This is a genomic window from Candidatus Magnetominusculus dajiuhuensis (assembly GCF_046044395.1).
Classification (GTDB): domain Bacteria; phylum Nitrospirota; class Thermodesulfovibrionia; order Thermodesulfovibrionales; family Magnetobacteriaceae; genus Magnetominusculus; species Magnetominusculus dajiuhuensis.
The window spans coordinates 1-25,782 of the sequence record NZ_JBJUSG010000021.1 but is presented as its reverse complement, the minus strand read 5'-3'; the positions used below and the strand labels follow the sequence as shown (position 1 = coordinate 25,782).

At 48.3% G+C, this 25,782-nt stretch carries 24 protein-coding genes and 1 pseudogene; 5 read left to right on the top strand and 20 right to left on the bottom strand.

Annotated elements, in window-relative coordinates; all coding sequences use genetic code 11:
- Positions 1-5 precede the first annotated feature (5 nt).
- The 10 genes from AB7D94_RS04740 to AB7D94_RS04695 all read right to left on the bottom strand — a co-directional run bounded on the left by AB7D94_RS04740 (position 6) and on the right by AB7D94_RS04695 (position 8,265).
- Complete coding sequence (locus AB7D94_RS04740) at positions 6-368, bottom strand: response regulator (RefSeq protein WP_420264579.1); 363 nt, start codon at positions 366-368, stop codon at positions 6-8.
- A complete protein-coding gene (locus AB7D94_RS04735) occupies positions 346-1,962 on the bottom strand; it encodes an ATP-binding protein (RefSeq protein WP_420264578.1) in 1,617 nt (538 codons plus the stop codon). The genes AB7D94_RS04740 and AB7D94_RS04735 overlap by 23 nt, the downstream gene beginning before the upstream one ends.
- A 36-nt stretch (positions 1,963-1,998) precedes the next feature.
- Positions 1,999-2,802, bottom strand: coding sequence for a 4-hydroxy-tetrahydrodipicolinate reductase (dapB, locus tag AB7D94_RS04730; protein ID WP_420264577.1), 804 nt, complete (start codon positions 2,800-2,802; stop codon positions 1,999-2,001).
- The gene (locus tag AB7D94_RS04725; protein ID WP_420264576.1) at positions 2,796-2,987 is read right to left on the bottom strand and encodes a DNA gyrase inhibitor YacG; all 192 of its coding nucleotides are present in this window, start codon (positions 2,985-2,987) and stop codon (positions 2,796-2,798) included. Before AB7D94_RS04725 ends, dapB begins: the two co-directional genes overlap by 7 nt.
- Positions 2,984-3,502, bottom strand: coding sequence for a Gx transporter family protein (locus AB7D94_RS04720; protein WP_420264575.1), 519 nt, complete (start codon positions 3,500-3,502; stop codon positions 2,984-2,986). Before AB7D94_RS04720 ends, AB7D94_RS04725 begins: the two co-directional genes overlap by 4 nt.
- Positions 3,489-3,863, bottom strand: a complete 375-nt coding sequence (locus AB7D94_RS04715) for a NusG domain II-containing protein (RefSeq protein ID WP_420264574.1) — start codon at positions 3,861-3,863, stop codon at positions 3,489-3,491. Before AB7D94_RS04715 ends, AB7D94_RS04720 begins: the two co-directional genes overlap by 14 nt.
- Entirely contained in the window at positions 3,850-4,860 is a 1,011-nt protein-coding gene (locus AB7D94_RS04710) for an FAD:protein FMN transferase (protein WP_420264573.1), read from the bottom strand. The genes AB7D94_RS04715 and AB7D94_RS04710 overlap by 14 nt, the downstream gene beginning before the upstream one ends.
- A gap of 14 nt (positions 4,861-4,874) precedes the next feature.
- Complete coding sequence (locus tag AB7D94_RS04705) at positions 4,875-5,378, bottom strand: peroxiredoxin family protein (RefSeq protein WP_420264572.1); 504 nt, start codon at positions 5,376-5,378, stop codon at positions 4,875-4,877.
- 56 nt (positions 5,379-5,434) lie between these two features.
- Positions 5,435-5,959 carry a hypothetical protein gene (locus AB7D94_RS04700; protein WP_420264571.1) on the bottom strand — a complete coding sequence of 175 codons (525 nt, stop codon included), beginning with the start codon at positions 5,957-5,959 and terminating at the stop codon, positions 5,435-5,437.
- Positions 5,960-6,057: 98 nt separating this feature from the next.
- A complete protein-coding gene (locus AB7D94_RS04695; protein WP_420264570.1) occupies positions 6,058-8,265 on the bottom strand; it encodes a spermine/spermidine synthase domain-containing protein in 2,208 nt (735 codons plus the stop codon).
- A gap of 396 nt (positions 8,266-8,661) precedes the next feature.
- Between AB7D94_RS04695 and AB7D94_RS04690 the strand changes: the two genes are divergently transcribed.
- Together AB7D94_RS04690 and AB7D94_RS04685 are read left to right on the top strand one after the other, a co-directional pair.
- The gene (locus tag AB7D94_RS04690) at positions 8,662-10,245 is read left to right on the top strand and encodes a DUF8213 domain-containing protein (RefSeq protein ID WP_420264569.1); all 1,584 of its coding nucleotides are present in this window, start codon (positions 8,662-8,664) and stop codon (positions 10,243-10,245) included.
- A 101-nt stretch (positions 10,246-10,346) separates the two neighbouring features.
- Positions 10,347-12,989: pseudogene (locus AB7D94_RS04685) on the top strand (InlB B-repeat-containing protein); the annotation flags it as partial.
- A 631-nt stretch (positions 12,990-13,620) separates the two neighbouring features.
- On the opposite strand, the gene AB7D94_RS04680 reads toward AB7D94_RS04685, so the two are convergent.
- From AB7D94_RS04680 to AB7D94_RS04635, 10 genes are all read right to left on the bottom strand, one after another.
- Positions 13,621-15,162 (bottom strand): HAL/PAL/TAL family ammonia-lyase, encoded by a 1,542-nt coding sequence (locus AB7D94_RS04680; RefSeq protein ID WP_420264568.1) that lies wholly within the window; start codon positions 15,160-15,162, stop codon positions 13,621-13,623.
- Between the two features lie 306 nt (positions 15,163-15,468).
- Positions 15,469-15,687 carry a hypothetical protein gene (locus tag AB7D94_RS04675; RefSeq protein ID WP_420264588.1) on the bottom strand — a complete coding sequence of 73 codons (219 nt, stop codon included), beginning with the start codon at positions 15,685-15,687 and terminating at the stop codon, positions 15,469-15,471.
- A gap of 13 nt (positions 15,688-15,700) precedes the next feature.
- Positions 15,701-16,012, bottom strand: a complete 312-nt coding sequence (locus AB7D94_RS04670; RefSeq protein WP_420264567.1) for a hypothetical protein — start codon at positions 16,010-16,012, stop codon at positions 15,701-15,703.
- Entirely contained in the window at positions 16,009-17,160 is a 1,152-nt protein-coding gene (locus AB7D94_RS04665; RefSeq protein ID WP_420264566.1) for an AAA family ATPase, read from the bottom strand. Before AB7D94_RS04665 ends, AB7D94_RS04670 begins: the two co-directional genes overlap by 4 nt.
- A 157-nt stretch (positions 17,161-17,317) precedes the next feature.
- Positions 17,318-19,759 carry a DNA internalization-related competence protein ComEC/Rec2 gene (locus AB7D94_RS04660; protein ID WP_420264565.1) on the bottom strand — a complete coding sequence of 814 codons (2,442 nt, stop codon included), beginning with the start codon at positions 19,757-19,759 and terminating at the stop codon, positions 17,318-17,320.
- A 12-nt stretch (positions 19,760-19,771) separates the two neighbouring features.
- Positions 19,772-21,118 carry a phosphoglucosamine mutase gene (gene glmM, locus AB7D94_RS04655; protein WP_420264564.1) on the bottom strand — a complete coding sequence of 449 codons (1,347 nt, stop codon included), beginning with the start codon at positions 21,116-21,118 and terminating at the stop codon, positions 19,772-19,774.
- Complete coding sequence (locus AB7D94_RS04650) at positions 21,115-21,777, bottom strand: CdaR family protein (protein ID WP_420264563.1); 663 nt, start codon at positions 21,775-21,777, stop codon at positions 21,115-21,117. Before AB7D94_RS04650 ends, glmM begins: the two co-directional genes overlap by 4 nt.
- Positions 21,774-22,538: a diadenylate cyclase CdaA gene (cdaA, locus tag AB7D94_RS04645; RefSeq protein ID WP_420264562.1), complete on the bottom strand. Its 765-nt coding sequence runs from the start codon at positions 22,536-22,538 to the stop codon at positions 21,774-21,776. Before cdaA ends, AB7D94_RS04650 begins: the two co-directional genes overlap by 4 nt.
- A gap of 16 nt (positions 22,539-22,554) precedes the next feature.
- Complete coding sequence (locus tag AB7D94_RS04640) at positions 22,555-22,749, bottom strand: CooT family nickel-binding protein (RefSeq protein WP_420264561.1); 195 nt, start codon at positions 22,747-22,749, stop codon at positions 22,555-22,557.
- Positions 22,742-23,170 (bottom strand): DUF3842 family protein, encoded by a 429-nt coding sequence (locus AB7D94_RS04635; RefSeq protein ID WP_420264560.1) that lies wholly within the window; start codon positions 23,168-23,170, stop codon positions 22,742-22,744. Before AB7D94_RS04635 ends, AB7D94_RS04640 begins: the two co-directional genes overlap by 8 nt.
- Before the next feature lie 157 nt (positions 23,171-23,327).
- Here AB7D94_RS04635 and AB7D94_RS04630 point away from each other — a divergent pair, with 157 nt between their 5' ends.
- The 3 genes from AB7D94_RS04630 to AB7D94_RS04620 are packed head-to-tail and all read left to right on the top strand — an operon-like array spanning position 23,328 to position 25,644.
- Positions 23,328-23,693, top strand: coding sequence for a YraN family protein (locus tag AB7D94_RS04630; RefSeq protein ID WP_420264559.1), 366 nt, complete (start codon positions 23,328-23,330; stop codon positions 23,691-23,693).
- Positions 23,690-24,673 carry an ABC transporter ATP-binding protein gene (locus AB7D94_RS04625; protein ID WP_420264558.1) on the top strand — a complete coding sequence of 328 codons (984 nt, stop codon included), beginning with the start codon at positions 23,690-23,692 and terminating at the stop codon, positions 24,671-24,673. The genes AB7D94_RS04630 and AB7D94_RS04625 overlap by 4 nt, the downstream gene beginning before the upstream one ends.
- 5 nt (positions 24,674-24,678) lie before the next feature.
- A complete protein-coding gene (locus AB7D94_RS04620) occupies positions 24,679-25,644 on the top strand; it encodes an ABC transporter ATP-binding protein (RefSeq protein WP_420264557.1) in 966 nt (321 codons plus the stop codon).
- The last annotated feature ends 138 nt before the right edge of the window (positions 25,645-25,782 follow it).

Below are 25,782 nucleotides of genomic sequence, written 5' to 3'. Positions count from 1 at the left end.
TTGGGCTATGTGAGAGTCCTTTCAATCGTTTCCATCAGAACGCCGATGCTTATAGGTTTGGCGATATAGTCAATAAAACCCTCTTTGATGAATCTCTCCCTGTCGCCTTCCATTGCGTAGGCCGTCAGGGCAACAACGGGGGTTTTTGAAAGCGGCTCTATTTGTTGTATCTTCTTAAGCGCGGCAACACCGCCCATATGAGGCATGTTGATGTCCATAAGGATGAGGTCAGGGAGGTGCTGCTCTGCCAATGCAACGCCATCAGCGCCGTCAAACGCCTCAATTACGGTATAACCCCTTCGTCTGAGGACTTCACGTATGAATTTCATATTCAGTTCGTTGTCTTCAATTACCAGTATTCTTTTCAAATCCCGCCTCCAGTTGTTTTTTTACAGGTATAGTAAACCTAAACTCAGCACCCTTTGTCCACTGGCTCTCAACGCGGATAGTGCCGCCCTGGGCCTCTATTAATTTTTTGCTCAGGGCAAGGCCTAGTCCTGTGCCCATGTGCTGAAGCTCCTCTGTGGTATCAAGTTGCTGAAATTCAGTAAAGAGCTTTGGCAGGTCCTCCGCCTTAACCCCAGGGCCTGTGTCTTTGACATATATCTCGGCCAATTGCCGTCCATTCGTATTGATGATAACCGCCCCGACAGTTATCTCCCCGCCGTTGGGGGTGAATTTAACCGCGTTGCTCAACAGGTTCGAAATTACCTGCCCCAGCCGCCGTTCATCCGCATAGACGGTGTGGACGCCGTCGTGGATTATCGTTGATAATGAAAGATTACGCTTGAGGGTTTTCTCCTTGAAAAGGTTGATTACTCGTTCTATGGCTGTCCTTACATCAACGTCCACTAATTTTAAATCATGCTTATCGGCCTCGATTTTACTGAGGTCGAGGATGTCGCTTATGAGGGAAAGGAGCATGTGTCCGCTGTCGAATATGTCATTAATATATTCTTGTTGGTCTGGCTGCAGCTCCCCTGCAATGCCCATTTTGAGCATCTCGGAAAACCCTATTATGGCGTTAAGGGGGGTGCGAAGCTCATGGGACATGTTGGCAAGGAACTGTGACTTTGCCCTGTTGGCGGCGTCGGCCATTTCCTTGGCGATTATAAGCTCTCTGTTTGTGAGCTGAAGTTCATGGGTTGCATCGTTGACCATTTCCTCGGCCTTCTTATTCATCTGGTCGAGTTGGTTCATGCGTCTTGAGTTTTCGTCTATGTATATTTGCAGTGTATGGGCCATGGAGTTGAATTTCTGGCTAAGCTGGCCTATTTCGTCGGAGCTTTTGGCCGCTACTCTCACGTCAAGCCTGCCCTGTTCCATGTCGGTTGCCGCCCTAAGCAGTCTCTTTAGTGGAAGGACGAGATTGGATTCTGTGAAATAAATCCCCATGACAAAAAATATAATCACTGACGCTAACAGAGTCAAACGGATTTTGTCGTGGAGGAGAAACTGCCTGTCAGACCTCTTGACAATACTGGTTGTGAGGTCGTCTATATCGTCGCAATATGAATTAATGGTAACATGCAGCTTGTTGATTGCCACTGGTTTACCCACCCGAATATTTGTTCCCGCGGCGAGAAGTTCAGGCTTTACGCTGGCAGTCCATTCATCAATGAGCTTGCTTACCCGCTGGGTGATTCCCTTGTTTTTACACGCCTTGAGGCTTATGGCCGGGTTTCCGTATTTGAATCCCATGAGGCTCTCTTCAAACTTACCGATTTCGGTCAAATAGGTAGTCTCAGCAAAGGAATGGCTTAGGTGAGAGGCGGCCATAGTGGCAAGCATTTCGATTTTCAGAAGGCGTATCCTTTCAGACCCGGCAACGCTGACCCTTTTGGCGTCATTTTCGATTATCGAAGTAAACCAAAAGGAGGTTATGATAAAGCTTGCCGTAAGGATAGTCGCAACAAGCCCTACCCAAAAATACTTCTTCGTTAATGAGTTAAAAAAATACATAGAGCCTTATCCAATTATTCAGAGGGGTGTACATTGTTATTTAAGCCCAAGGACGTCTTGCATGTCATATATGCCGGCTGGCTTGTCCTGAAGCCACAGTGCCGCCCTCAGGGCACCGCGCGCAAATGTGTCGCGGCTGGATGCCTTGTGAGCTATCTCTATGCGTTCCCCAAGCCCGCCAAACAAGACGGTGTGCTCACCAACGATGTCTCCGGCGCGTATTGTCTGAATGCCGATGTCTCGTTTCCTACGCTCTCCTATCATTCCGCTTCGGCAGAGGACGCTGACCTCGTCGAGGTTTCTTGAAAGCGCCTCGGCAATAACATTGGCCATTTTCAAGGCCGTACCGCTGGGGGCGTCTTTTTTGAGCCTGTGGTGGGCCTCAATTATTTCGACGTCATAGTCGTCCCCCAATGCCCTTGCGACATCGGCCAGAATCTTTAACAGCAGGTTTACACCTACGGACATATTGGGGGCAAGTACCACAGGGATTTTTTTCCCATACGATTCCACCTTGGATGTCTGGGCGGCCGACAGGCCGGTAGTCCCTATGACGAATGCCGTGTTGTGTTCGCCGCAGAGCCTTAAATTATTAAGCGTGGACTCAGGGGATGTGAAGTCAATAACCACCTGTGCATTTTCGAGTGTTTGTGCGACATTATCCATTAGTATCACGCCTGTCTTGCCGATCCCGGCGATTTCACCAAAGTCCATTCCAACGGCTTCATGGCCGCTCCTTTCGAATGCGCCCACGAGTTTTATCTGTGGATTGTCGAGGGCCAAAACCCCTATGCGCTGCCCCATCTTCCCTGCTGCACCGGCTATTGATACGTTTAACACTCTGTTTCCTCCTTGTTTATATTATTATAATAACTTATTTCATCAGCTTTATCTTCGGGTATTTTATATTGCTCGTCTGCCCACGCCGCAAGGTCTGCCGTCTTGCACCTCTCACAGCAGAACGGCCGGTATGGATTTCCAGCGTAGCTGACCTCCTTAGCACACCTCGGGCATCTAACCATCATTGGGTATTCTGTACGTTATCAGACATTTTTTTCAAGTGCTCCATCGTAAAAATAACGGCGAGGCCATTGAGCACCCCCGTTAGTGTGCCAATAAAAAGAATAACCGGCGCTAATATCAGTATCGAACGAAGGTTTTGAATGAAAACGGTATAGACGGCCAAAAGTTGCCCAAGATTATGAAAAAACGCCCCTATAAGACTCAAGCCCAGAGGGCCGAATACCCGTATCCGAAAGGCCGCCCACATAGCCGCTACGCTGAACACCCCGCCTGCAAGGCTCATAACAAAGGGCGGCCCCAAAAACGTTCCCGTCAGCATTGACCCAATAAGTATTCGTATCAGGGTTATTGTGAGGGCGGCGTTAAACCCGTACAGAGTAAGCGTTATCAGGGTAATTATGTTTGCAAATCCAAATCTCAGCCACGGTATGGGGGTGGGGATGAGGCGCTCAAAGCCGTACATGGCGATGGCACAGGCAGCCAGAAGGGCAAGGCGGTATTTTTCACGTTGTTGCATCTACGCCTTTGGGTGCCGCCGCCGTATCAACGACTGTGATTACTACCCTCTTTGGCAGACATATTATTGCGCCGCTGTCTATCCAGCCCTGTTTAACGCATATCTGTCCGGGGCAGTCGGACTCTGCCACGCGCACCTTCCCGGCCCTTATCTCCACGACAAGGCCGCCGATTGGGATGGTTTTATCTTCGTTTATGGGCAGTTTATACAATAGTTTATTGTCCACTTCTATCCTGACCTGCCCCCCGTGCGGCAGACAGAGCGGGACTAATACAATGGCCGCCCCGGTTACAAACACCATGAACACTAATAAAATCCGGTCAAAAAGGGTTGTCCTGTTGATAAGTTCAGCGATTCTCAAGCAGTCCTTTTAAATTTGGCGATGTAAACGTACTGCCGTCCGCAAAAATAAAATGTACCATAAGGTTATTTTTTTCAACAAACCTTAGCGCCTTTTCCCTGTCCATAGCAAAAAGTCCCGTATCCAGGGCGTCTGTCACCACTCCTTTGGGGTTTACAATGGTTACGCTTTGAAAATCTCTTGCCGGATAGCCGGTAGCGGGAACCAATATGTGGTGGTATCTAACGCCGTCCTCAATGAAAAATCTTTCGTAGTCGCCCGCGGTTGACACTGCCAAATCTTTAAGTGATAACACACCGACCAGGTCGTCGGGTGCACCGCGCGGTGCCCTTATGCCTACGCGCCATGGGCTTCCATCGGGCCGTGTCCCCCATGCACTGATGTCCCCGGCCATAGAGGCTATGCCGGCCTGCATACCGGCCCTTTTGAGAATCTCCGCGGTCTTGTCCGCGGCGTATCCCTTGGCTATGCCGCCGAGGTCAAGGAGCATCCCCTTGTCTTTCAGCATGATAGACGAATCGTTGTCGTTAAACACGATGTGTGTATAGTCAAGCAGCGGGAGGACTTTCTTTATTTCTGAATCGGTTGGCCTTTTCTTATTCTTGAAGTCCCATAGCACCATGGCAGGTCCTATGGCAGGGTTAAAGGAGCCGCTTGTCCATTTAGCATTTTCAACGGCTTTCTTTGTTAATTCGTATGTGTCACTTGATACTTTTACCGGCCCTACGCCGGCATTTTTATTAATGGCCGAGACCTCGCTTCCCGCGTTGAAAAAACTCAGCATCCGCTCAAACCCCCGCAAATAATTAAACGCTGCCTCTATGGCCTCGTCCGCATTTTTTTCAGAGTTTGTAACGACGGTCAGTGTTATCAGCGTGTCCATAAGGATTTCTGATTTCTTATAGACATGCGGCGTGCTGTTTAACTGGTTTTTCAATATGAAAATAAGCGCTAAGACAAATACGATGGCAGCGGCGGTTAAGAGTTTTGGTTTCATGGGATGTTTTTTTCCTATAAAAGCGACTTTATCTCTTTTTGAACAGTATCGTCCATCCAGTTGACGCTTCCAAAATATTTGTTTATTATCTTGCCGTCTTTGCTGATTATAAAAGTGGCGGGCTGGGCGTTGACCCTGTATTTGTGTTTGGAGATTTTCATGCCAGAGTCCAGCAATACAGGGAAATCCAAATGGTTATCAGCCATGAATCTTTCCACCGCCTTTGGGGAGCTGTCTGTGGATACGGCAAGTACGACAAGGCCGCTGTCCTTATATTTCAGATAGAGCTTATTCAAAGAGGGCATCTCGTCCCTGCACGGCGAACACCATGTGGCCCAGAAATTAAGCAGTATGACCTTACCCTTATATGACGACAGGGATACATCGCCGCCATTGATAGATTTTAATGTAAAATCTGGCGCTATCGGCCCGGTGAAGTCAGCCGGGTGTCCCTGTTGCCCTGTCAACATCGTGGCAACTATGACCACTGCGATTAATAGGATATTCTTAGCTCTCACGGTTTTGCCTCTTTAGCATCGCACTGCTTCAGTATTAAATCAGTTACTTATATCTATTACTTAAAGAAATTCTTTATATTTTGAAAAAACGACTGGCGCGTCTCCGCAGTGTCTTCTTTCTTGGGGTCTATATCGTCCCAGAAGACTAATGTACCGGTCTTAAAACCTGTTACCTTTTCGATAGACGGGTATAACCGGTGCAGGACAAATTGTTTAGGTATGTCTATTGGTGTATCAATAAAGATATCTGCCTCAAGGAAATAAGTCTCAGTTTTTTGACCGGCATATGGCATAGCCATTACGCTGTTAAAGCCGGGCAGGTAGTTTCTGAAATCATCCCATTGTATTTTTCTTGCGTAAGAGGCTACCTCGTTAAAGGCGCTGTCGCTGGTGGTGTCTATGATGAAAAGGGTAGAGAAATAGGTAGATTTTGTATGACCTTCTTTGGGTCTTGATATCTTACAAAGCCCGGGAAGGGCACCTTTTGGGAAGGCAAAATCAAAATAGGCAAGCATCTGTTCCTTTTCAAAGGAATCATAAAACTCCTGCTCTAAATCAACAATATCGCCATCTTTTCTCATCGCGTTATGCCTGACATGTAACCCTTGCCATGTGGGATGTTAACATTATTTCAATATTTAGTCAAGGGCAGGTCCGCCTGTCCATGTCCGGAGGCTTACTACTCTACCTCCACATAGGTGCCGTTTATTTTAGCAACGGCGCGGCGTATGAAGTAGTATTCGTTAAAGGGCCTGTCATCGGTTATTGTAAGTCTCTTATCGTCTTTTAATATATATCTTATATCAAATTCAAAGTCAAAGATTTGTTTTATTATACTCTCAGTGTCTGGATTTATAAACCACTCAACGAGGTCTTCCTGCGCTTTTTGCGGCATTTTTTTAACGAACTCGGCCACATTGACGGGCTTGATGGGCTTCATAGAGGCAATGAAGTGAAACCCCTGTCTGTTGGCGAGCGATTTATATACCTTCACATATGGGAAGGACTTAACGATGGCACGTGTCATCGCGTAGAGTATTTTATCTTCACCCATATGAAACCATTGGTGGAGCACTCCGCCATCATTGAGGTGTTTTTTCGCCAATTCATAGAATTCCTCAGAGAGAATCAGGCTCACCCCCGCGCCTTCGATTGGCGGCGAGTGGTCAAGGGTTATAACGTCGAATGTCTGCTTTGTCCTGGCCAGAAACCTCCTTCCATCGTCAACTAAGATATGGCCATTGGGGTTTTTCAATATCTCCCCGGCGTCCTTGTGATAGTAGCCAAAGGCGTCAACAACTGAGGGCATAAGCTCAACGGCCGTTACATCAATTCCCCAGCTCATAAGCGACCTGTATGTGGTGCCCATGCCAAAGCAGATAACCAGGGCTGACCTGGGCTGCCCCTCCGTAAATAGAAGCGGTATGTGGGCCATGTGTTTGGTTATCCCTGTCAGCACTGTGACGGGGATGCCGTTGACTATGAGTTGTTTCCCATCGCCGCGGTCTTTTTCAGGCGTCGTAGAGACGACCGTGGAGGCGTAGTCTCTGCGAATTTCAGCGCCCTGTTTCATAAAATATTCCTCGTAACTTAGATTTGTCGTCAGTGTGAAGTAAATGAACGAGGCCGTGATTATCCCCATCGTGACAAACCAGTCAGTCCTTTGGGCATTTTTTCTGATGTAATAAAATATTGCGGCAAAGGGTAGGGCGAGCACTATCATGTTAAATCGTAGGCTGATAACCGGCAGTGTAAAATAAGAGACTATAAGCGGTCCTAAAATACAGCCGATGACATTTATGGCATATGCCCTTGCGGCCTCTTTAGGGGCTCCGCCTGAGTATTCGTCTATAAGTTTTGGGGTTAAATAACCTAAAACGGCGCAAAACGGTATAATGCTCAGGATAACCATAAGTGGATTCCCGGCGATTCGCGGGTCGTTTAACAGCACGGGGAAAAATGACACTGCCGCCAGCATTGCGACAAGTTTAGATGTGTCAAACGGCGCGCCTTCACTCAGGTGTTTTCGATAGTAGTATGAACCTATCCATGTCGCAGCCAGATATGCGGCCAGTATAGCGGCAAAGGCGTATATGGTGTTGCCAAAGATGATGGTGTATGCCCGTATCCACACCACTTCCATAGCCATAGAGGAAAACCCGGTCGTAAAGAGTATAACAAGCGTTAACATTGGTCGTGCTGTCGGCGGCGCGGCTGGGCTGGGTGCGGCCTCAACGGCGGCAGAGGCGGCCTTAAATGGGTGGCGAATGCCGATTAGGATACTTGTCAGGGCAATAGAGAAATTACACAGCGCAGCTATATATGAAGACATCCTGAAGCCATAAAGTTCAACCAACACATACGCGGTAAGCAGTGTGCCGGTGATAGCGCCCAGTACGTTTGCCTGATAGAGGAAGCTGAAACTCTGGTTATTGTCCCGCTGATTTTCCCTGATAAAGGCCATCATAAATGGAAACGTAAGGCCCATCATAACGCACCACGGCAGCATCGCGGCGGCAATAACGGCCCCTGAAAACAACAAATAGTTAACTGAGTTCATCTGCTCAATATTGAAAAGAAGCCGCGTGCCGTGGGCAAATAATACAGGAACCATAAACGCCCCCGCGCCGATGAGTATTTCGGCGGCCGCATAGAACAATATTGCCGATACCCTCAACCTCCTCGTAAGAGGCACTATCCACCTGCCACCGACAAATGAACCGACGGCCAGACCGAGCATAAATACCGAGATAACGATGGACATCACTGGCGTGATTATCCCGTAAGCGGCAAACGCCAGGCGCAGCCATACGACCTGATAGAGCAGGCCGCAAAACCCCGACACAAAAAACAGGAGGTATAATATGGCTGTTAACTTTTTTGTCATTGTTTTTAGGCACACCGGAGGCAGCGCTCTCAATGTACTCACGCATTAAACCGCGCTGCCTTTTCAGTGATACACAACCATATCATAAGTAAACGGCTGTGAATAAATCAATCTGGTGGCGCTCCAAGGCAACTAAAAACTTGACATTTCGAAATCCTTTTAGTAAAATTGTTTGTCATTGGTTGTTTACCTGCATTTGTGACACATCTCACCATGGGGAGACTCAATCTTTGACGGGTTGCGGTGTGCTTTCAGATTGTATAAACAGTGTTTCCCATGTCTGGTTCTTGCCTTGGGATGCAGCTATAAGGAGGACATCTCACCGAATTAAGCTAGTACCTTTTTGCGGTACTCAGGCCTTTTCTGAAAAAATTTAGTCTTATTAGGAGGATTAAAATGCGAGTAGAAAAGTATGCGCTTTTAGTTGTAGTTAGTTTTGTGGTGTTGGTTGGAGTTGCCTTTGCTGATGACAACCCGTCCGTGTTGTCTTACTCCACAAAAACTCAGGATAAAATATCAGGTTCTACTTTTAGTTCCGGAGCTGGTAACAAGGCTGTGCACCCTGAGGTTGCGTTTTCAGCCGAGAACAAGCGTACAGATGAGACGATAGAGGTAAGTCTGCTTTTAAACAATAAGCAGGTAAATGTAATCATTGGGTATGGAAGCAAAGATGATGTACTCCAAATTCTCGGCAGTGACGGGCAGAGTCAGACAATGATGCTTACAGAAAGTGACAGTGCCCTTATACACAGGGCACTTGATGCGGTGTCGCAAGAAAATACAGGCTCAGATGTCTTAGTTTCCAAGTTGACCAGGGTTTTAAATTTGCTTGATTTTTGGCCAAGTACTTTGCCTGTAAATTTTTTAAATAGCGTTGAACAAGGGCGTGGTACTAACAGTTCGGTCTGTGGCCTGTCTATGCCACGGCCACTAAGTACAAGTCTATGCTCTCTTTTTGCCAACGCAAACCTTACAAATCCAGCGTATGTTACGAAGACAGGGAGGCTTTGTTCTGGTACTGCTAGTTTTGACCCTAGTACGTTGCTTATAGCTACGGCTTTAGGTGTGGAAGCAGCTGGCGCGTGGTTAGCCGGACAGGCAGTTCTTTGGGAGCCAATAGATTCTCTTGATATTACAACCATACCAACAGTGCTTGGTGGAGATTCGTGTGTTGGGCGCTGTGGTAAGGGTTGTAATCAGGTTGGTTTTAACCCTGTTAACGAAGATAGGAATATATACACGCAGGCCTGTTTTGATCATGATGTTTGTGCGGATCAGTATACTCTCGGCATCGCAGACCCACGCTGTAATTATCTCTTTCTGCCTTGTATTACAGACGCTATCAAGGGCACGGACTGCCAGATTGCACCTACTCTTGTTTACCCAGCTCAAGACAGTAAGATTGCATATGATGTGAAAGGTGTTCAATTCGAATGGACGACTAATTTCCCCGGGGCTAGTCTTTTTCATTTTTGGGCATCATCTCTTGATGGTGCTACGCGTCAGGGGACAGTCGATGTCAACAAATGGTGTACTAAAAACACTACCGGAGGCTGGCAGATGGATTGTAAAACCACAAACTTTCCCCTGCCGGCAGGAAATTATACATGGGCGGTATATCCGCTTTATCTAAGCGGTAAAGTGGGTGCGCAAAGTATTGGCCACTTCTGGATAACACCACAAGCGTGCAGTACAACTACGGTAGCAGGTAATGATGACGCCCAAACTGTTGTAATTGATATGGGAAAGACTGGTGGTTCGTTTACATTTACCTACGATACATATAGTATACCAGACGAAATTAAACTCACTTATGAGGGCAAAACTATATATGACACAGGTTGTGTTGGAGCAAGCGGTAGTAAAGACCTTACCTTCGGTGTCGGAACAACCACTAGTATTACAGCAATAGTCACTCCTAATTGTAGTGGCGGGACATCCGGCACCGCGTGGGAATTTTCTGTCAGTTGCCCAAAATAGTTTGATAGGGAAGTCTTTAGCGGAGCGTTTGGGTATGTGTAATGGATGTAAGACGTGATAGTGATGCGATTTGCATTTAAAATGATAAACACGGAGGATTAATGAAAAACTCAAGGTCGTTGGTATGGTATATAAAATGTCTGGCGGTAACGTTAAGTTTAGTTCTTGGTTTCAGTGTAAACAACCTGTACGCCGATGGCTATCAATTTAAGAGTCAATGGGGCGGCAGCGGCACTGGTAGTGGAACCTTTGGCTCTCCATATGGGGTGGCGGTGGACAGCAGCGGGAATGTCTATGTGGCAGACTCCGGCAACTATCTCATCCAGAAGTTTGATTCAAGCGGAACCTTTTTGAAACAGTGGGGCGGCATCGGCACTGGTAGTGGAAAATTTGGCTCACCATATGGGGTAGCAGTGGACAGCAGCGGGAATGTCTATGTGGCAGACTCCGGCAACTATCTCATCCAGAAGTTTGATTCAAACGGGGTTTTTAAGAGTCAATGGGGTGGTAGCGGTACTGGCAATGGAAAGTTTGGTGTTGCATTATTTGGTATAGCAGTGGACAGCGGCGGGTATGTCTATGTGGCAGACACCGCAAACAACCTCATCCAGAAGTTTGATTCAAACGGAACTTTTCTAAGACAATGGGGCGGTAGCGGCACAGGAAATGGAACATTTAAGTCGCCATTTGGGGTGGCAGCGGACAGCAGCGGGAATGTTTATGTGGCAGACACCGTAAACGGCCTCATCCAGAAGTTTGCTTCAAATGGAACTTTTAAGTCTCAATGGCATGGCGATGGCGATAACTCATCATTTTCTGAGCCATCCGGTATAGCAGTGGACAGCGCAGGTTACGTCTATGCGGTAGATCCTATAAATAATCTAATCCATAAGTTTGATTCAAACGGAGTTTTTCAGGTCAAATGGGGTGGTAGCGGCACAGGAAACGGACAGTTTGCCATGGCATATGGCGTGGCAGTTGATAGTGTCGGCAATGTTTATGTATCAGACAAGTTCAATTATTTAATCCAGAAGTTTGCCCCATCCTCTTCGTCAGGCTATGCCCTGAGCGTATCAAAAGTCGGCGCTGGTACTGGCACAGTAACAAGCGACCCATCGGGAATAAGCTGCGGGGCAACATGTTCCTCGTCATATGCGGTCGGCACATCGGTAACGCTGAATGCAGTGGCCGACACAGGTTCCTCTGTTGCAAGCTGGACGGGCTGTGACTCGTCATCTGGTCCTTTTTGTACTGTTTCGATGTCGGCGGCTAAGGCTGTAACGGTAACATTTACGGCGCTGTACTCAACATCTAATACCCTGACCGTAACCAAATCCGGCACAGGCACAGGCACTGTAACCGCCAGTTCAGGGACGCTATCATGGAGTGGCAGCACGGGCACTGCCTCATATACATCCAGCACATCTGTAACGCTGACGGCAGCGGCGGCCTCCGGCTCTACCTTTTCAGCCTGGACAGGGTGCGATTCGACAAGTGGCGCTACATGCACGGTTGCGATGTCGGCGAATAAGTCTGTAACGGCAACATTTACATCGTCCGCATCATCGAAAACATATGGGACGACAAATGTGGCGCTCGGATTATCTGTTACGGCATCCAGCAATACCGTTAGGGGCAGTACCTCAAATGTAACCGACGCCGACCACTGGAGTACGTGGTGGAGCTATCAGGGCGTTAATCCCTGTACTTTTGGCGGAACTCATGAAAACCAGGACTTCGTCCTTGATTTGGGGTCTGTCCACACACTTGGGAAGATACAGCTCCTTGCCCAACAGGTATTTGGCATTACTGTAAGCACCTCAACTGACAATGCTAACTGGAGTACGGTCTTTACACACGACTGGCCTGCGAGCAGTCAGGTACCCCTGACGATTGCCCTTGATGGAACGGTAAGTGCCCGTTACATAAAGTACCACGCTTATGCCAGTTGGTGCCAATATGTCGGGATTACCGACTTTGAAGTTTATGATTGGGTTACTACGACGTCCTCAAACTCAATCGGGACAACAAATGTTGCCCTTAATAAACACGTTGATGCCTTCAAAAATGACTACCAGACCGTGGCCGCGGCAGGGACATATTCAGAACAAAATGCCGACGATGGCAATACCGCGACATCTACCATCCCCTCATCTTCCTCCAAGGATGGCAATGAATCCTCTGTCGGCGGCTACATAAGGATAGACCTCGGCCAGGTTTATAATCTTGGGCAGTTAGTGGTCACGCCGAAAAATACACAGATACTGATGGTCGAAATGTCACAGTCATCTACGTGTCTGATATGCGGAGGCGTGAATAACGTGCCCTGGGTTGCACAGTCCTATCCGGCATTAATCGGCACAAATACAGGCAGTTCTGACGCGGTTACTTTTACGCTTAGCGCGTCAGTTCCCGCCAGATATATATGGCTTCTTACGGGGGCATATGGAGGGCCAACCAATACTATACAACCGGGCATCTCAGAAGTCGCGGCATATGAATGGGTAAATTCATCTTCCACTTATACCCTGAGTGTGACCGAATCCGGCACAGGCACAGTAACAAGCAGCCCTTCAGGGATAAACTGCGGCTCAACCTGTTCAGCATCATATGCCTCTGGCACATCTGTAACGCTGACGGCAGCCGCGGGTTCTGGCTCTACTTTTTCAAGTTGGAGCGGGTGTGATTCGACAAACGCCCAGTACTGCGCCGTTACGATGTCAGCGAATAAGTCTGTAACCGCGACATTTACATCGTCAGGGACCTCGGACTATAACGCCGCCTCTGCGGAAATTAACGCAATCTACGGTCAATACGCCTCGTTCTTCGGGACAACATCTGGAGGTGTGTTGACGGGGACATCCGGCTCTGCCTCATACTATGTCCAGTGGTTTACCAACGGCTCTGCCCTGGTGGCCTGGACAGATGGCCTTATGTACACTTATTACAATGGCACATGGTACGCCCTGGGGATAAGCTGGCAGACAAGCAGCGACCTTACCAAGGCAACCACTAAAATTAATGCAATCTATAATCAATATGCTTCAACCTTTGGCAGTGAAACCGGAACCATACAGACAGGGACATACGGCTCATCCACATACTATGTTCAATGGTGTACGAACGGTGCCGCCATTGTGGCTTGGACAGATGGAACTATGTTTGTTTATTATAATGGACAATGGTACGCGTTAGGGGTAAACTGGAAATAAGTAAAGGACGTTAGTCCTGAATATCATTGAAGTAATTGGCAATGGCGGCAATTATAAGCCGCCATTGCCTTTATTATCCAATCTATGCTTGTCAGGACATTTTTATTTTATATTACACGCAGCGGCTATAACTCAAATCTATGAGGGTATTTCCGGCTATTAATTAAAGTGATACTTTAATTTCTTGCAGTGGAAGTTCCCGTCCGCGTATCCAATTCAGCACCCGTATGATGTCCAAATCCATTCGCCTGTCTTCGATGACCATAGGGATATAATGGCGAACGAACGAGTGAACGGCGCGGCTGGCGTCTGTGCATCTATCGAGACCCATTAGGTCAACTGCCTGAAGGGCGCAGAGCAGGCCGATAGCGAGGGTTTTTTCTGTCAGGTCTATTATCCTCATGGCGTCGCGTGCGGCGATAGTGCCCATGCTGACCTTGTCCTGGTTATGGCTTTCGGTGGAGCGTGAAAACGACGAGGCGGGCATGGTGTTGCGAAGTGCCTCGGCGGTGAGTGCCGATGTGGTAATTTGCATGGCCTTAAAGCCGTGGTGTGCCTGGCCATCTGGAAGTTCAGGGGCGCAGAGGTTGTCGGGCAGGCCGTATTCGCTGTTTGAATTGAGCATGAGCATAATCTGCCTGTCGCACAAATCAGAGATAGAGGCCGTTGCTGTTTTAAGCATATCCATAGCAAGGGCGACGTGGCCGCCGTAGAAATTCCCGCCGTTGAGGATGACACCTTCTTCGGGGAAAATCAATGGGTTATCATTGACAGAGTTAAGTTCTGTCTCAAGTATATCACCAATCCATGAGAGGCCGTCAAGCAGGGCGCCGATGACATGCGGGGCGCAGCGCAGGGAGTATCTGTCCTGGAGACAGCGAGCGGAGCCGTTTTCCTTGCCGTTGACAAACTGCAGATGTGAGCGAATCCACGCGGCTGCGGCTGCGGAGCCTTTGTGTGGTTTCAGGTCAAATATACGGCTGTCCATGTGAGAGTGGTTAGCGCCGAGGGCGTCTATGGCGATGGCCGTAATAGTGGCGGCAAGATGGGCGATATAGAGTGCGCGGCCATGGGCAAGAGTTGCGATACCTGTCATAACCGCGGTGGAGTTCATAATAGCGAGTCCCTCTTTTGGCCGCAGGACAAGTGGTTTTATGCCAACCTTCTCAAGCGCCTCGCCTGCTGGCACTACCGTGTCCTCAAACCACACCTCGCGTTGTCCCATGAGTGTGGCGGCGATGTATGAAAGTGGCGTAAGGTCACCGCTTGCCCCGACTGAACCTTCGCATGGGATACAGGGGGTGATGTTGTTATTGATAAGGGCGGCGAGCTGTTCAAGGATAGCCTTTCTGACGCCGGAGTAGCCGCGGGACAGGCTGTTAATGGTAATAATCATGGCGGCGCGAACCTCTTCGATGCGAAGGAATTCGCCGGTGGCGCAGCCGTGAAAGCTGACGAGATTGAGGGGAAGCCGGTGAGTAAGCTCATGAGGGACGGTGGTCTTCCAGTCGGCGCCATAGCCGCTGGTTACGCCGTAGATGAGATCGCCCATAGAGAGCCTGAGGCCAAGATATTCGGATGAGTTGTTGATACGAGCGTTGAAATCATTGGTGTCATTAAGAGAAACTACAGTCCTACCCATCGCGGCATGTTCCACGTCCAGCAAAGTAAGAGGCCCGCGCCCTATAATCAGGGGCTTATCCACGCGCCGTATATCCTGATAGTACATTCAAGGTTGGGTATAATACAATAATAGTGAAAGCAAGGTAAAGGGGGGGATGGTATCAGGGATGGACGGTATCATAATATCTTTTAGCCGGAGTACTGGAAGCCGCCAACGGGCGGCAGCCCAAACTCAATAGATAAAACATGGCGAAATTTACGGGGTGAAGGGGGATTATCCCCCTTCGTCGTTAATCCTTTAAGCCGTTTAACCCTCACGCATTAAACACTATCTTTCATTGAATGGTCTGTCCGCCGGATAGTGATATGATTGTATTGACGAACTCCTTTAATTCGCCGCACGCGCTGATGGCGTCCATGAGATTGTTTTTTCGAGAATTGCCTTTGCGTCACGTGGCTTCACATAGCTACGGACTTTGCCAATTCTAAAAATTCCGGTTATCCGGTGTGCTGGAGGATTGTTATGGTTTACATCCTCTGGATTTCCAGCGGGAGGAGTCTGATTATGCCCTGCCAGTTTTTGAATCGTCGTCCAGTACGGGAGCAGCCATGCCTCGAAATCATATTGGGCGGCATGTGGATGGAATCTCGGTTCCTACCCAACTTAGCATTTTAGCCTTTGCATCCTCAAAAATCGGCGGGTTAGTACCGGTATATACGTCAGTTAATGCGATTACATGGTCTGCAGGGTTTGATCCACTCAGAAGAGTGGTTACTATACGTTTTAGCTTGTCGCCAGTAGGTAGCCTGCCGTCTTTCCGTGCAATGTTAATCTTTGGCATTTGCCCTGACAGCCGTGTTTCTAAGAATTTTCGCAGAACGGGTATAAACGCATTCTCTGTTTTCCCTTCGACGATGATCGCTATTTTCATGACCTGCCCCCCATCTGTCCCATCTGCCAAACTTCATCGAGGCTGTATTCGGCCAGCCATTTGTCTATGTCGAGTGTGTCTGCCCGTGTTACCGTTGCACATCCTCCATCGTCAATGTCCATTACCACGACCTCTTTGGGTTCCAAAAATCGAATAAATCTGTCAGAATGCGTGGCAACGATCAGTTGAGTTCTTTGAGAGGCTTCACGCATGAGGCCGACCAGAAGACTTAATAGTTCCGGGTGCAGACTCACTTCCGGTTCGTCTATCATGGTAATAGTTGATGGGGTAGGGCTTTGAAGCAGTGACACAAGCCACAGAAAACGCAGTGTGCCCTCGGACAGCTCATGCATGTAAATAGGTTTATTGAAATTCTTATCTTTCCATGTCATCGTCAGAGTACCCGCGGCAACGGGGGGAAAGTTTAACTCCTGAAAGCCGGGAAAAGCAGCGTGAAGAGTATCCACAATCGTGTCAAAACGATCTCTGTCGCTTTCCCTGAGATAATAAAGGTATGGGATAATGTCTTCCCCTGACGAACCCGGCAACGTAGCTGGCCTCATCTGCTGAGGCAGTTTTATCGGTGAGCGTATCCCGACGTCAAGCTCATGATAATAGTTTGCGGCTGCCAAAATGTGCCGCAATGTTCTGGGTTCTTTGAACATCCTAGTCACCTGTGAAAGTGTTGCTTCAAAGGGATTATGCTCCATCCCTGTCATCTGAACGATTTTTTTTTCATAAACATCGAAGTAACGAATATCTTCATTTATTGAGAAGATATGCTTGAATGGCTCATCAGAGCCACGCTCTTGTAATAAAGTCTCTTTTGAAATGAGATATCCGGTACCACCAGGTGCGAGATGAATTTCATCCTTGAGGGGTTCATGGCTTGGTACCTTCATATCGACGATAAAAGAAATCTCATCACGCTTGCCACGTGTCAAAATATTTGCAATACCCCCGAAATCATACAGGGTATGGTTCAACCTTCCAGATGCCGAAGAGGACAGCAGAGAGAATGCGTCCAGAAGTGAAGTCTTGCCGACTCCATTGGCGCCGATAAGAACATTTAAAGGTTTGATGGGCAGGTCAATGTTCTGCAATCTGCGGAATCCGCCTATATTTACTTTCAGTAGTTCCAGTATCATACAATCTCCTCAATACGTATTTTTCTTAATTAAGCTCACAGCTATATATTAACAATTCATGCTATTATTTACACGGGATTTTGGTTGGCTTACATATTTCGATATTGTTGATTGAGACAATACGGGCTGTGGCCTTGTTAAAATAGGAATCGACATTTTACCACACCGAGATAACTCTCCTGATATTTTTCAGCTCTTCTTCGAATTGCGTGGTTTTTATTAATTCATAGTCAAATTGGGTTTTCACTTTAAACCCCCGCGGGGTTTCTCTCACGAGTATGGCCCCCTGGCGGTCTGTTCTGTATGTGGGAATTGCCCTTAGATTGTATAAGACCTCCTTAGTTGGGTGGCCGAAGTGGTTGTCTCTGCCCGCGCTTATTACCGCAAGCGACGGGTGCAGGTAGGAGACAAACTCCTCCGATGTCGCCCTCCGGCTGCCGTGGTGCGATACCTTCAGGACATCTGAGCGCAGTTTCTCTTTTAACCCTATGATGACATCTTCACCCTCTGTTTCTAAATCCCCTGTGAATAGAAACGACGTATGCGCCCCCGTAACTTTGACGACGAGGGATGTGTTGTTGTTCGTCCTTTTATTTATCAGTCCGAGGCCGCCTAAGTCCTCAGGCGGGTGAAGGACCAAGAGCGTTACGTTGTCTATGCTGAGGATGTCGCCGCGTTTCAGGACGATGTGTCTTCCTCGCAGGAACCGTATGTCTTGTCTTTTATGGGCAATCATGCCATTGTCTATCAGGTATGTTGTGTCAAATTTCCTAAGGATATTCGGCAGCCCGCCGATGTGGTCACTGTCGCCGTGGCTTAATATCATGGCGTCGAGGGTGTTTTTTCCCCTGTATCTGAGGTATCCCTCAAGCTGCCTGCCGTTGCTGCCGGTATCTATGGCTATGGCCTTGCCGTTGGGCGTCTCTATAAGGGCGCTGTCCCCTTGTCCGACATCAAGAAATGTGACAATAAGTGTATTAGTGTTGGAATTAAGATAATAAAAAACAACCAGACACCCAAAAACTATCGCCGTGCTGATAAATAATCGCGTCTTTCCCATGTAAAAACACATCAATATCGCGTATGCGGCTATGACAAATATAAAAGGAAACGCCTTCACATTTATAGACGAATATGGAATGTGGGCAAACCAATCTATTACGCCAAGCAGATTCTTCGTACACAGACCGATTATCCACACAAATGGAAATGCGCCGGTTATGAGATATACAAATGAGCTGAACAGTACAATGGGCGTTATTATCAGGCACATGTATGGCACAGCTATCATATTGGCCAGCATCACAACGGTTGATTCGCTGTGGAAGGCATAGAGGATTATCGGCATTGTGCCCAGCGTGGCCGCCAGCGATACGATAAGCGTATCCCTTAAATAGCTCAAGGCCAGGGTTACGTATGTATACATTTTAGAGTCTGATTTTTTGATATAGGCGAAAAATCTGTCTATGAAGTAAAAAGAGGGAATCTCCATGCCGCGGCGGTTTTCGTCCTTTGTGAAGTGATAACCGTAGCGGTTTGACGCCAGTCCTATAAACAGGCACGCCATGAAGGAAAGCTGGTAAGATGCCGTAAATATAGACTCCGGGTCAAGAAGCTCTATGATACATGCGGCAAGTGCCAGTGTGTTTTTCCAATCCCCCCTTCTGCCAAGCACAAGGCCGACAAGAAAAAGCCCGCTCGTTATAAACGACCGCAGGGCCGGAACGTGCATCCCTGAGATTAATAAATACGCGGTAACTATGGGGAGTGTCAATACCGCGGACAACTGTTTTGTGCTTATCCGGATTGTCATTCTGAGCAGGAAATTATGAGGCAAGCGGCAGATGATGATATTGCAAATCCAAAAAATCAGGACAATAAGCATTCCGAAGTGTATCCCTGAGATGCACAACAGGTATGAAAGGCCGGTTGCCCTAAAATTCTCTCTTACCTCGTCGTTTATGCCGGATGTATCCCCAATAATGATGGATTTCAGGACACTTGGGACGTCACCAGAGAAGGCCGCGTCAAAGTGTCTGGCAAGGCGCAGACGCTGTCTCCCGAAAAACCAGGGCAGAGAGGCTGATTCTTTCACCATTAAGAATTTTTTGACAGTGCCGCTCCATCTTGTGTCAAACGAATAGCTGCCGGGTATCTGAGCAGGCCTGTATAACTTCATACGCGCTAATAGCGTGGCCTCTGTCCCCGGCATAAACCCCATTGGACGCATATAGAAAATAGAGATGGGATTTTTGAATAAACCCCCGGGATACGGGTTTATAACCTCAAAATCTTGCTGGAACGACGGGCCTACGGCGGGTCTGAATGGCTGATGTTCGACTTTTACAGGCAGTGAGGTAAATACCCCGGTTACGATTAACTCATCGGGAGGTGGTTTTGAGTTTAGTTCAACTGGCTCATATCGCAGCCACGCATAGAAAAACCCAACAGAAAAAACAATAAACAGTTGAAGCGGCAACCCCCTCTTTATTAGAAATAAAACCAGTATGCAGATGGCCGCAAGGGCCGCGCACACCGGAAAATACAGCTTGCCATAAAAGAGCGTGACCCCGCAAATAAAAGACAGAAATAGCCACATGTCGGATACATCTCAGGACATGGCTCGTCTGACCGCCTGCGCTATAGCTTCGCCTAATTGCTGTATTTGCTCCAGGTCTGTGCCTTCAAGCATGACCCTGATTTTAGGCTCAGTTCCAGACGGACGTACCAGTACCCTGCCAGTGCCTTCGAGTTGTTTTTCCGCCGCGGCGATGGCCGCCAGCACGTCAGGGCATTCTTTAATCGGCTTTTTGACCGCTGTCTTTACGTTTATCAGCACCTGCGGGTAGAGCGTTACGTCTTTGACCAGCTCAGACAGGGGCTTCTTTGATTTATTTACGATATTTAGTACCTGGACGGCTGATATAGGCCCGTCACCTGTGGTGTTTAGTTGCAGCATGATGATGTGTCCTGACTGCTCACCGCCGAAATTGCAGCCGGTCTCAAGCATTTTTTCCACTACGAACCTGTCTCCTACCTGGGTGCGCAGAAATTTAATGCCGTGTTTTTGCAGGTAGTGCTCAAGCCCGAGGTTGCTCATGATGGTTGACACTACGGTGTCGTTTTTGAGTTTTCCCTCTGCCTTGAGTTCCTTTGCCCATAGGGCCATTATCAGGTCGCCATCAACGATCTTGCCGTGCTCGTCGCAGAAAAGTGTCCTGTCAGCGTCGCCATCGTGGGCAACGCCTATGTGGGCGTGGTGTTTTACGACATATTCGGCGAGTCTGTCTATATGCAGGGAGCCGCACTTTGCGTTTATGTTTTTGCCGTCGGGTTTATCGTGTATGCTGATGACATGAGCGCCGAGTTCGGCAAGGAGTGTGGGGGTGACCTTGTATGCAGCGCCGTTTGCTGAGTCAACAACTACCTTTAAGCCGTCGAATATCGCCTCTCTGGGAATGGTAGATTTCACGTATTCTATGTATCTGGCCGTTGCGTCTTCAAGCCTGTAGGCCTTTCCGATTTGATTTCCGGGGCGGTTTGCCATAGTGAATTTATCACTAAGTACAAGGCTCTCAATCTCCTCCTCAAGCGAGTCCTGGAGTTTAAATCCCTCGGCGCTGAATATCTTAATGCCGTTGTCCTGATAGGGGTTGTGTGAGGCAGAGATGACGATGCCGGTGTCAAACCTGAGCGATTTTGTCAGATACGCAATACCGGGCGTTGGCAGCGGGCCTACCAGCGTCACATTCATACCCATTGAACATATACCCGAAGTCAGGGCGCTCTCCAGTATATATCCTGAAAGCCTCGTGTCCTTTCCTATTAGTATCATATTTTTGCCGTGTTTCTTATGCAGTATCCTGCCTATGGCCATCCCCACTCTGACAACCATCTCCGGAGTGATGGGATATGTGTTTACCGCCCCTCTTATGCCGTCTGTGCCGAAAAGTTTCATTTCTTAGCTCCTGTTATTATCTGCGCCGCTATTGTTATTTTAACCTTCACGGCGTTGTTTTGATAGGTTAAAGTTTTATCCTTTAGTACAAGCCGGACGGTTTTCTCAAAGGCCGCGTCCGCGTCTTTAACATCTACAGGCTCGGTTTCGATATATTCTAATTTATTTAGTGCCTTGCGCGAACCCTCTACGGTGATTTCCTCCGGTATGGCCGTTACATCAATAATGGCAAAGCCTTTTTTCGGCTCGCCCTTTGTTATAGGTTTTACCGGCAGCGACATGGTAAAGACCTCCTCCGTGTGCACTGTAATATTGGACGGATTAATCTTGGCCAGCGTCACTGATGGGGGCAATTTAACGTTGTCCTTCGTGAAATAAAACATCGTCTCGCCTCGCTTTACCTTTGACAGATCAACAAATACATTTATATCCTTTGGCAGGAGATTCTTTACGATTCTCTCTTGCCCCTTTATGGAGACATTGACAAATCTGGCGCTGGTCTTGGTTATTTCGACGCCTTTGGGGATGTTTTTATATTCGACGGGAAGCTCCATTATTACCTCAGACTGTCCCTTGAGTGTGACAATAAACCACAGAATCAGGGAAATAACGAGGGTAATCAGCTTGAGGTCAGTATTTTCTGTGAAAAATTTCTTCATTTGTGTTTTTCCCCATGTGCTGCAAATATGTCGGTCAATATGTTTCTCAAATGGGCCATATCGGGTCTCTTTTCAATCTCACCGGCAATGGCTGTTGATATAGTTCCCGTCTCCTCTGATACGATTACCACTACGGCGTCCGTCTCCTCGGTTATGGCAAGGGCTGCGCGGTGTCTGGTGCCGAGGAGCCTGTCTATGTCTGGTCTGAATGTAATCGGCAAAAAACACCCCGCCGCGACTATCTTGTTGCCGCTTATGACAACGGCACCGTCGTGAATCGGAGATGTGGGATGAAATATGCTGAGCAGCAGTTCCCTCGTAACACGCGCGTCGAGATAGGTTCCGATTTCGATATAGTCTTTCAGAGACGTATCCCGCTCAAGGATTATCAGGGCACCGATTTTTCTGGCCGAAAGGGACGCGGCGGATTTTACGATTTCGTCAAGGGATTTCAGCTCCTCAGCCGATGTGGGCCGGAAAAACGGGGACTTTCCCATATGCGCCAGCGCCCGCCTTATCTCCGGTTGGAACAACACTATTACCGCTATGACTATGTATGCCCAAAAGCTCTGTATCAGCCAGTCTATTGTGTATATCTTAAGATAGCTGGCAGCCAGCGACATCGCCAGAAGCACCCCGATTCCTATGAGCATCTCAACGGCGCGCGTCCCCCGTATCAGCAACAGTACCCTGTAAAGTACCAGCCACACAAGGAGTATGTCCAGTATGTCCTGCCACCTGAGCTGTTCTATTATATCCACTCTTGTCCCCGTGAGTTCATTTTCTTGTGAGTACGATTCTGTGCTTTATGAGTGAGATCTCTTTTATTTGCCCATCAAAAAACTTTTGCTCGCCGAACAGATTTTTGATGAACAGCTTTCCATCCTCCGGACGTATAACGTCAACGTTTTCTAAATAAAGGACTTCACCCTTGCCGTCACGCTCATCTATATATACGTTTGCTTCACACATCTTTTACCTCCTTACACAATAATCTGATCCTCTCAATAAGGCTGTCAACCAAATGCGGCAGCGGTTCTCTGGCCACGCCAATGACCTCCAGGCCCTCCTGATTCAACGGCAGGAGGAGCTTCTTTGCCTTCGCGCAGGCAATGGAGCGTGCCATCGGGGGCGTCAACTCCCCCATCATGGAATCGGCCATGATGATACTTATCGGGCCAAGGACAACATCTACCTTACTGACGTTTACCACAATGGCGTTTTCGCCCGTTGCGCCCTTGTTTGCCCTTGCCCTGAGCATAGAGGTGGTAGCTGACGAGTTCGTACCCAGCGCGATTATCTCCAGCTCGTCGCCAAAATCGTCCCGCAGCCGCTTTACTATCACACTGCCGATTCCACCGCCTTGCCCGTCCACAACCGCTATCCTAAGCATCGCTCCTTTCGTGAGCCATATAATATACGTCTTCCACCGCCTTTTTAGTATAAATTAAAAAAATAAACGTGTCAAATATTGAAGTATTTTTTCAAAATCTTTATAATCCATAGATGAGCAAAACATCAGCCCTTTACATTAAATCCGGATTGGCTGTATGATAAAAACACTCGTTGCCGGTAAATACGGCGAATGGCTGGCCGCGCGTTATCTGAAAAAGGGCGGCTATGTAATACTGCGGAGGTGCTACAGGAACCCTCTCGGAGAAATAGATATAATAGCGATGGACGGTGGGCAGTTGGTTTTCGTGGAGGTCAAGACAAGAACCTCTGGCGAGTTCGGAGAGCCTTGTGAGGCGATTGATTACAAAAAGAAAAGGAAGATAATCAATGCCGCGAGGTTATATCTGAAGGGATGTGGCGGCAATGTGGCCGTGCGGTTTGACCTCATAGGCATAAGGCTTGGGGCAACGTGGCGCCCGGTTGATAAAATTGAACACATAAAGGATATATTTGAACTATGATGAGCGAAGGCACACTTCTCAGTGTGGATAACGTGAGCATATATTTTAAGAGACAGGGGGGAGACCTCAAGGTAGTGAACACAATTTCCTTTGATGTTCAGAAGGGGGAGATTGTTGGCGTCGTAGGTGAAAGCGGCTGTGGCAAGAGTGTGACGGCGGCGGCTGTCATGGGGATACTCCCACAAAATGCGTATTACGAAGGGGCAATATATTTTGAAGGACAGAGGCTCTCTGCCCTTACGGCGGAGCAGCAGCGCGGATTGCGTGGAAACAAGATGTCTATGATATTTCAGGAGCCTATGACGTCGCTTAATCCTGTGCTTACGGTGGGTTATCAGATAGCCGAGGTGTTGATGGTTCATAGGGGGATGTCAAAAAGCGACGCTATGGCCAGGGCTGCCGAGCTGCTTGCGGATGTAAAAATCCCGTCGCCAACGCTGCGTATAAGGGACTATCCGCATCAGATGTCAGGCGGCATGAGGCAGCGCGTTATGATAGCGATGGCCATTGCCTGTAACCCTGCCCTTGTGCTGGCCGATGAGCCTACGACTGCCCTTGACGTTACCATTGCGGCACAGGTACTAAAACTCCTTCGCGGGATTCAGGAAAAGTTTAACATGTCGGTGGTGCTGATAACCCATGATTTGGGGTTGGTGTCTGAAAATGCCGGACGTGTCGCCATAATGTACGCGGGCAGGATTATGGAGAGCGCCGACACTGCAACACTGTTTAAACACCCTGTGCACCCTTACACGATTGGACTGCTGAACTCCATCCCCAAGGGAAGGCACATACCGCTTGTTCCCATACCGGGGTTTGTTCCCAGGCCTGACAGACTACCCATTGGGTGCAAGTTTTCAGATCGTTGCGGCTTTGTAGAGCCTCGGTGTAAAGAGGCCGAACCGGAGCTTGTGGAAATAGAAAAAGGCCATTTCAACCGTTGTATCTTAAACGCTAACGCCAGTCCGGGTACGATATGAGCCTGATGGAAGTTCGTGCACTCAAGAAATATTTCCAGATGAGAAGCGGTTTCTTGTCGAAACCTCATGAGGTGAGGGCGGTGGATGGCGTAGATTTTACGATAGAACAGAACAAGGTTTTTGCGATAGTAGGGGAGAGCGGGTCTGGGAAATCAACGGTAGCGCGTCTTCTGTTGAGGCTTATTGAGCCGCAGGAGGGGGATGTGCTGTTTAAGGGAACGGACGTTCTGACCTTGAAGGGGGATGGGCTGAAGGCGTACAGGCGGTCGGTGCAGATAATATTCCAGGACCCTTTTGCGTCGTTGAATCCGAGGATTAAGGTATATGGTGCCCTGTCAGAGCCGTTGAAGATACACAGGACGGTACCGAAATCACAGTTCAGGGAGCGCGTGAGGACGATGTTGGAGCGGGTAGGGCTGGACGCTGACGTAATGGAGCGATATCCGCATGAGTTCAGCGGGGGGCAGAGGCAGAGGATATGTATAGCGAGGGCGCTGATGCTTGGGCCTGAGCTGGTAGTGGCAGATGAGCCTCTGTCGTCGCTTGACGTATCAATACAGGCGCAGATACTGAATCTCCTGATACGCATAAAAGAGGACATCGGCCTGTCGTTTTTATTTATAAGCCATGATTTAAGCGTGGTGCAGTATTTTAGCGACACAATCGCGGTAATGTACCTTGGCAGGATAGTAGAGACAGGGGAAACTGAGGAGTTATTTTCTAATCCGATGCACCCATATACGCAAATGCTTATAGAATCAGTACCAAAGATAATCGGCACTAAATCAAACCGGAGACCCGGTCAACCGGAAGACCCTGCGCCGGAGCCGCCAAGCCCGATAGAAATCCCGGAGGGTTGCCCATTCCACCCAAGATGCCCAAAAAGATTTGCCCCCTGCGCGACCACCCCACCGCAGATGCAACGGCGCCACGGCAGACTAATCTCGTGCCACCTCAACACCAGCGATTGAGTAATTTGACAGGGTGACAATTTTTTCTAAGAGAGATATGTCGCGAAGTATTATTTGATAGCTAACAATTTGAGAGCTGGGGGGGTGTAATACCAAAATAGAAATGTCCTATTCTACCAAAGTAGAAATGTCCTAAAG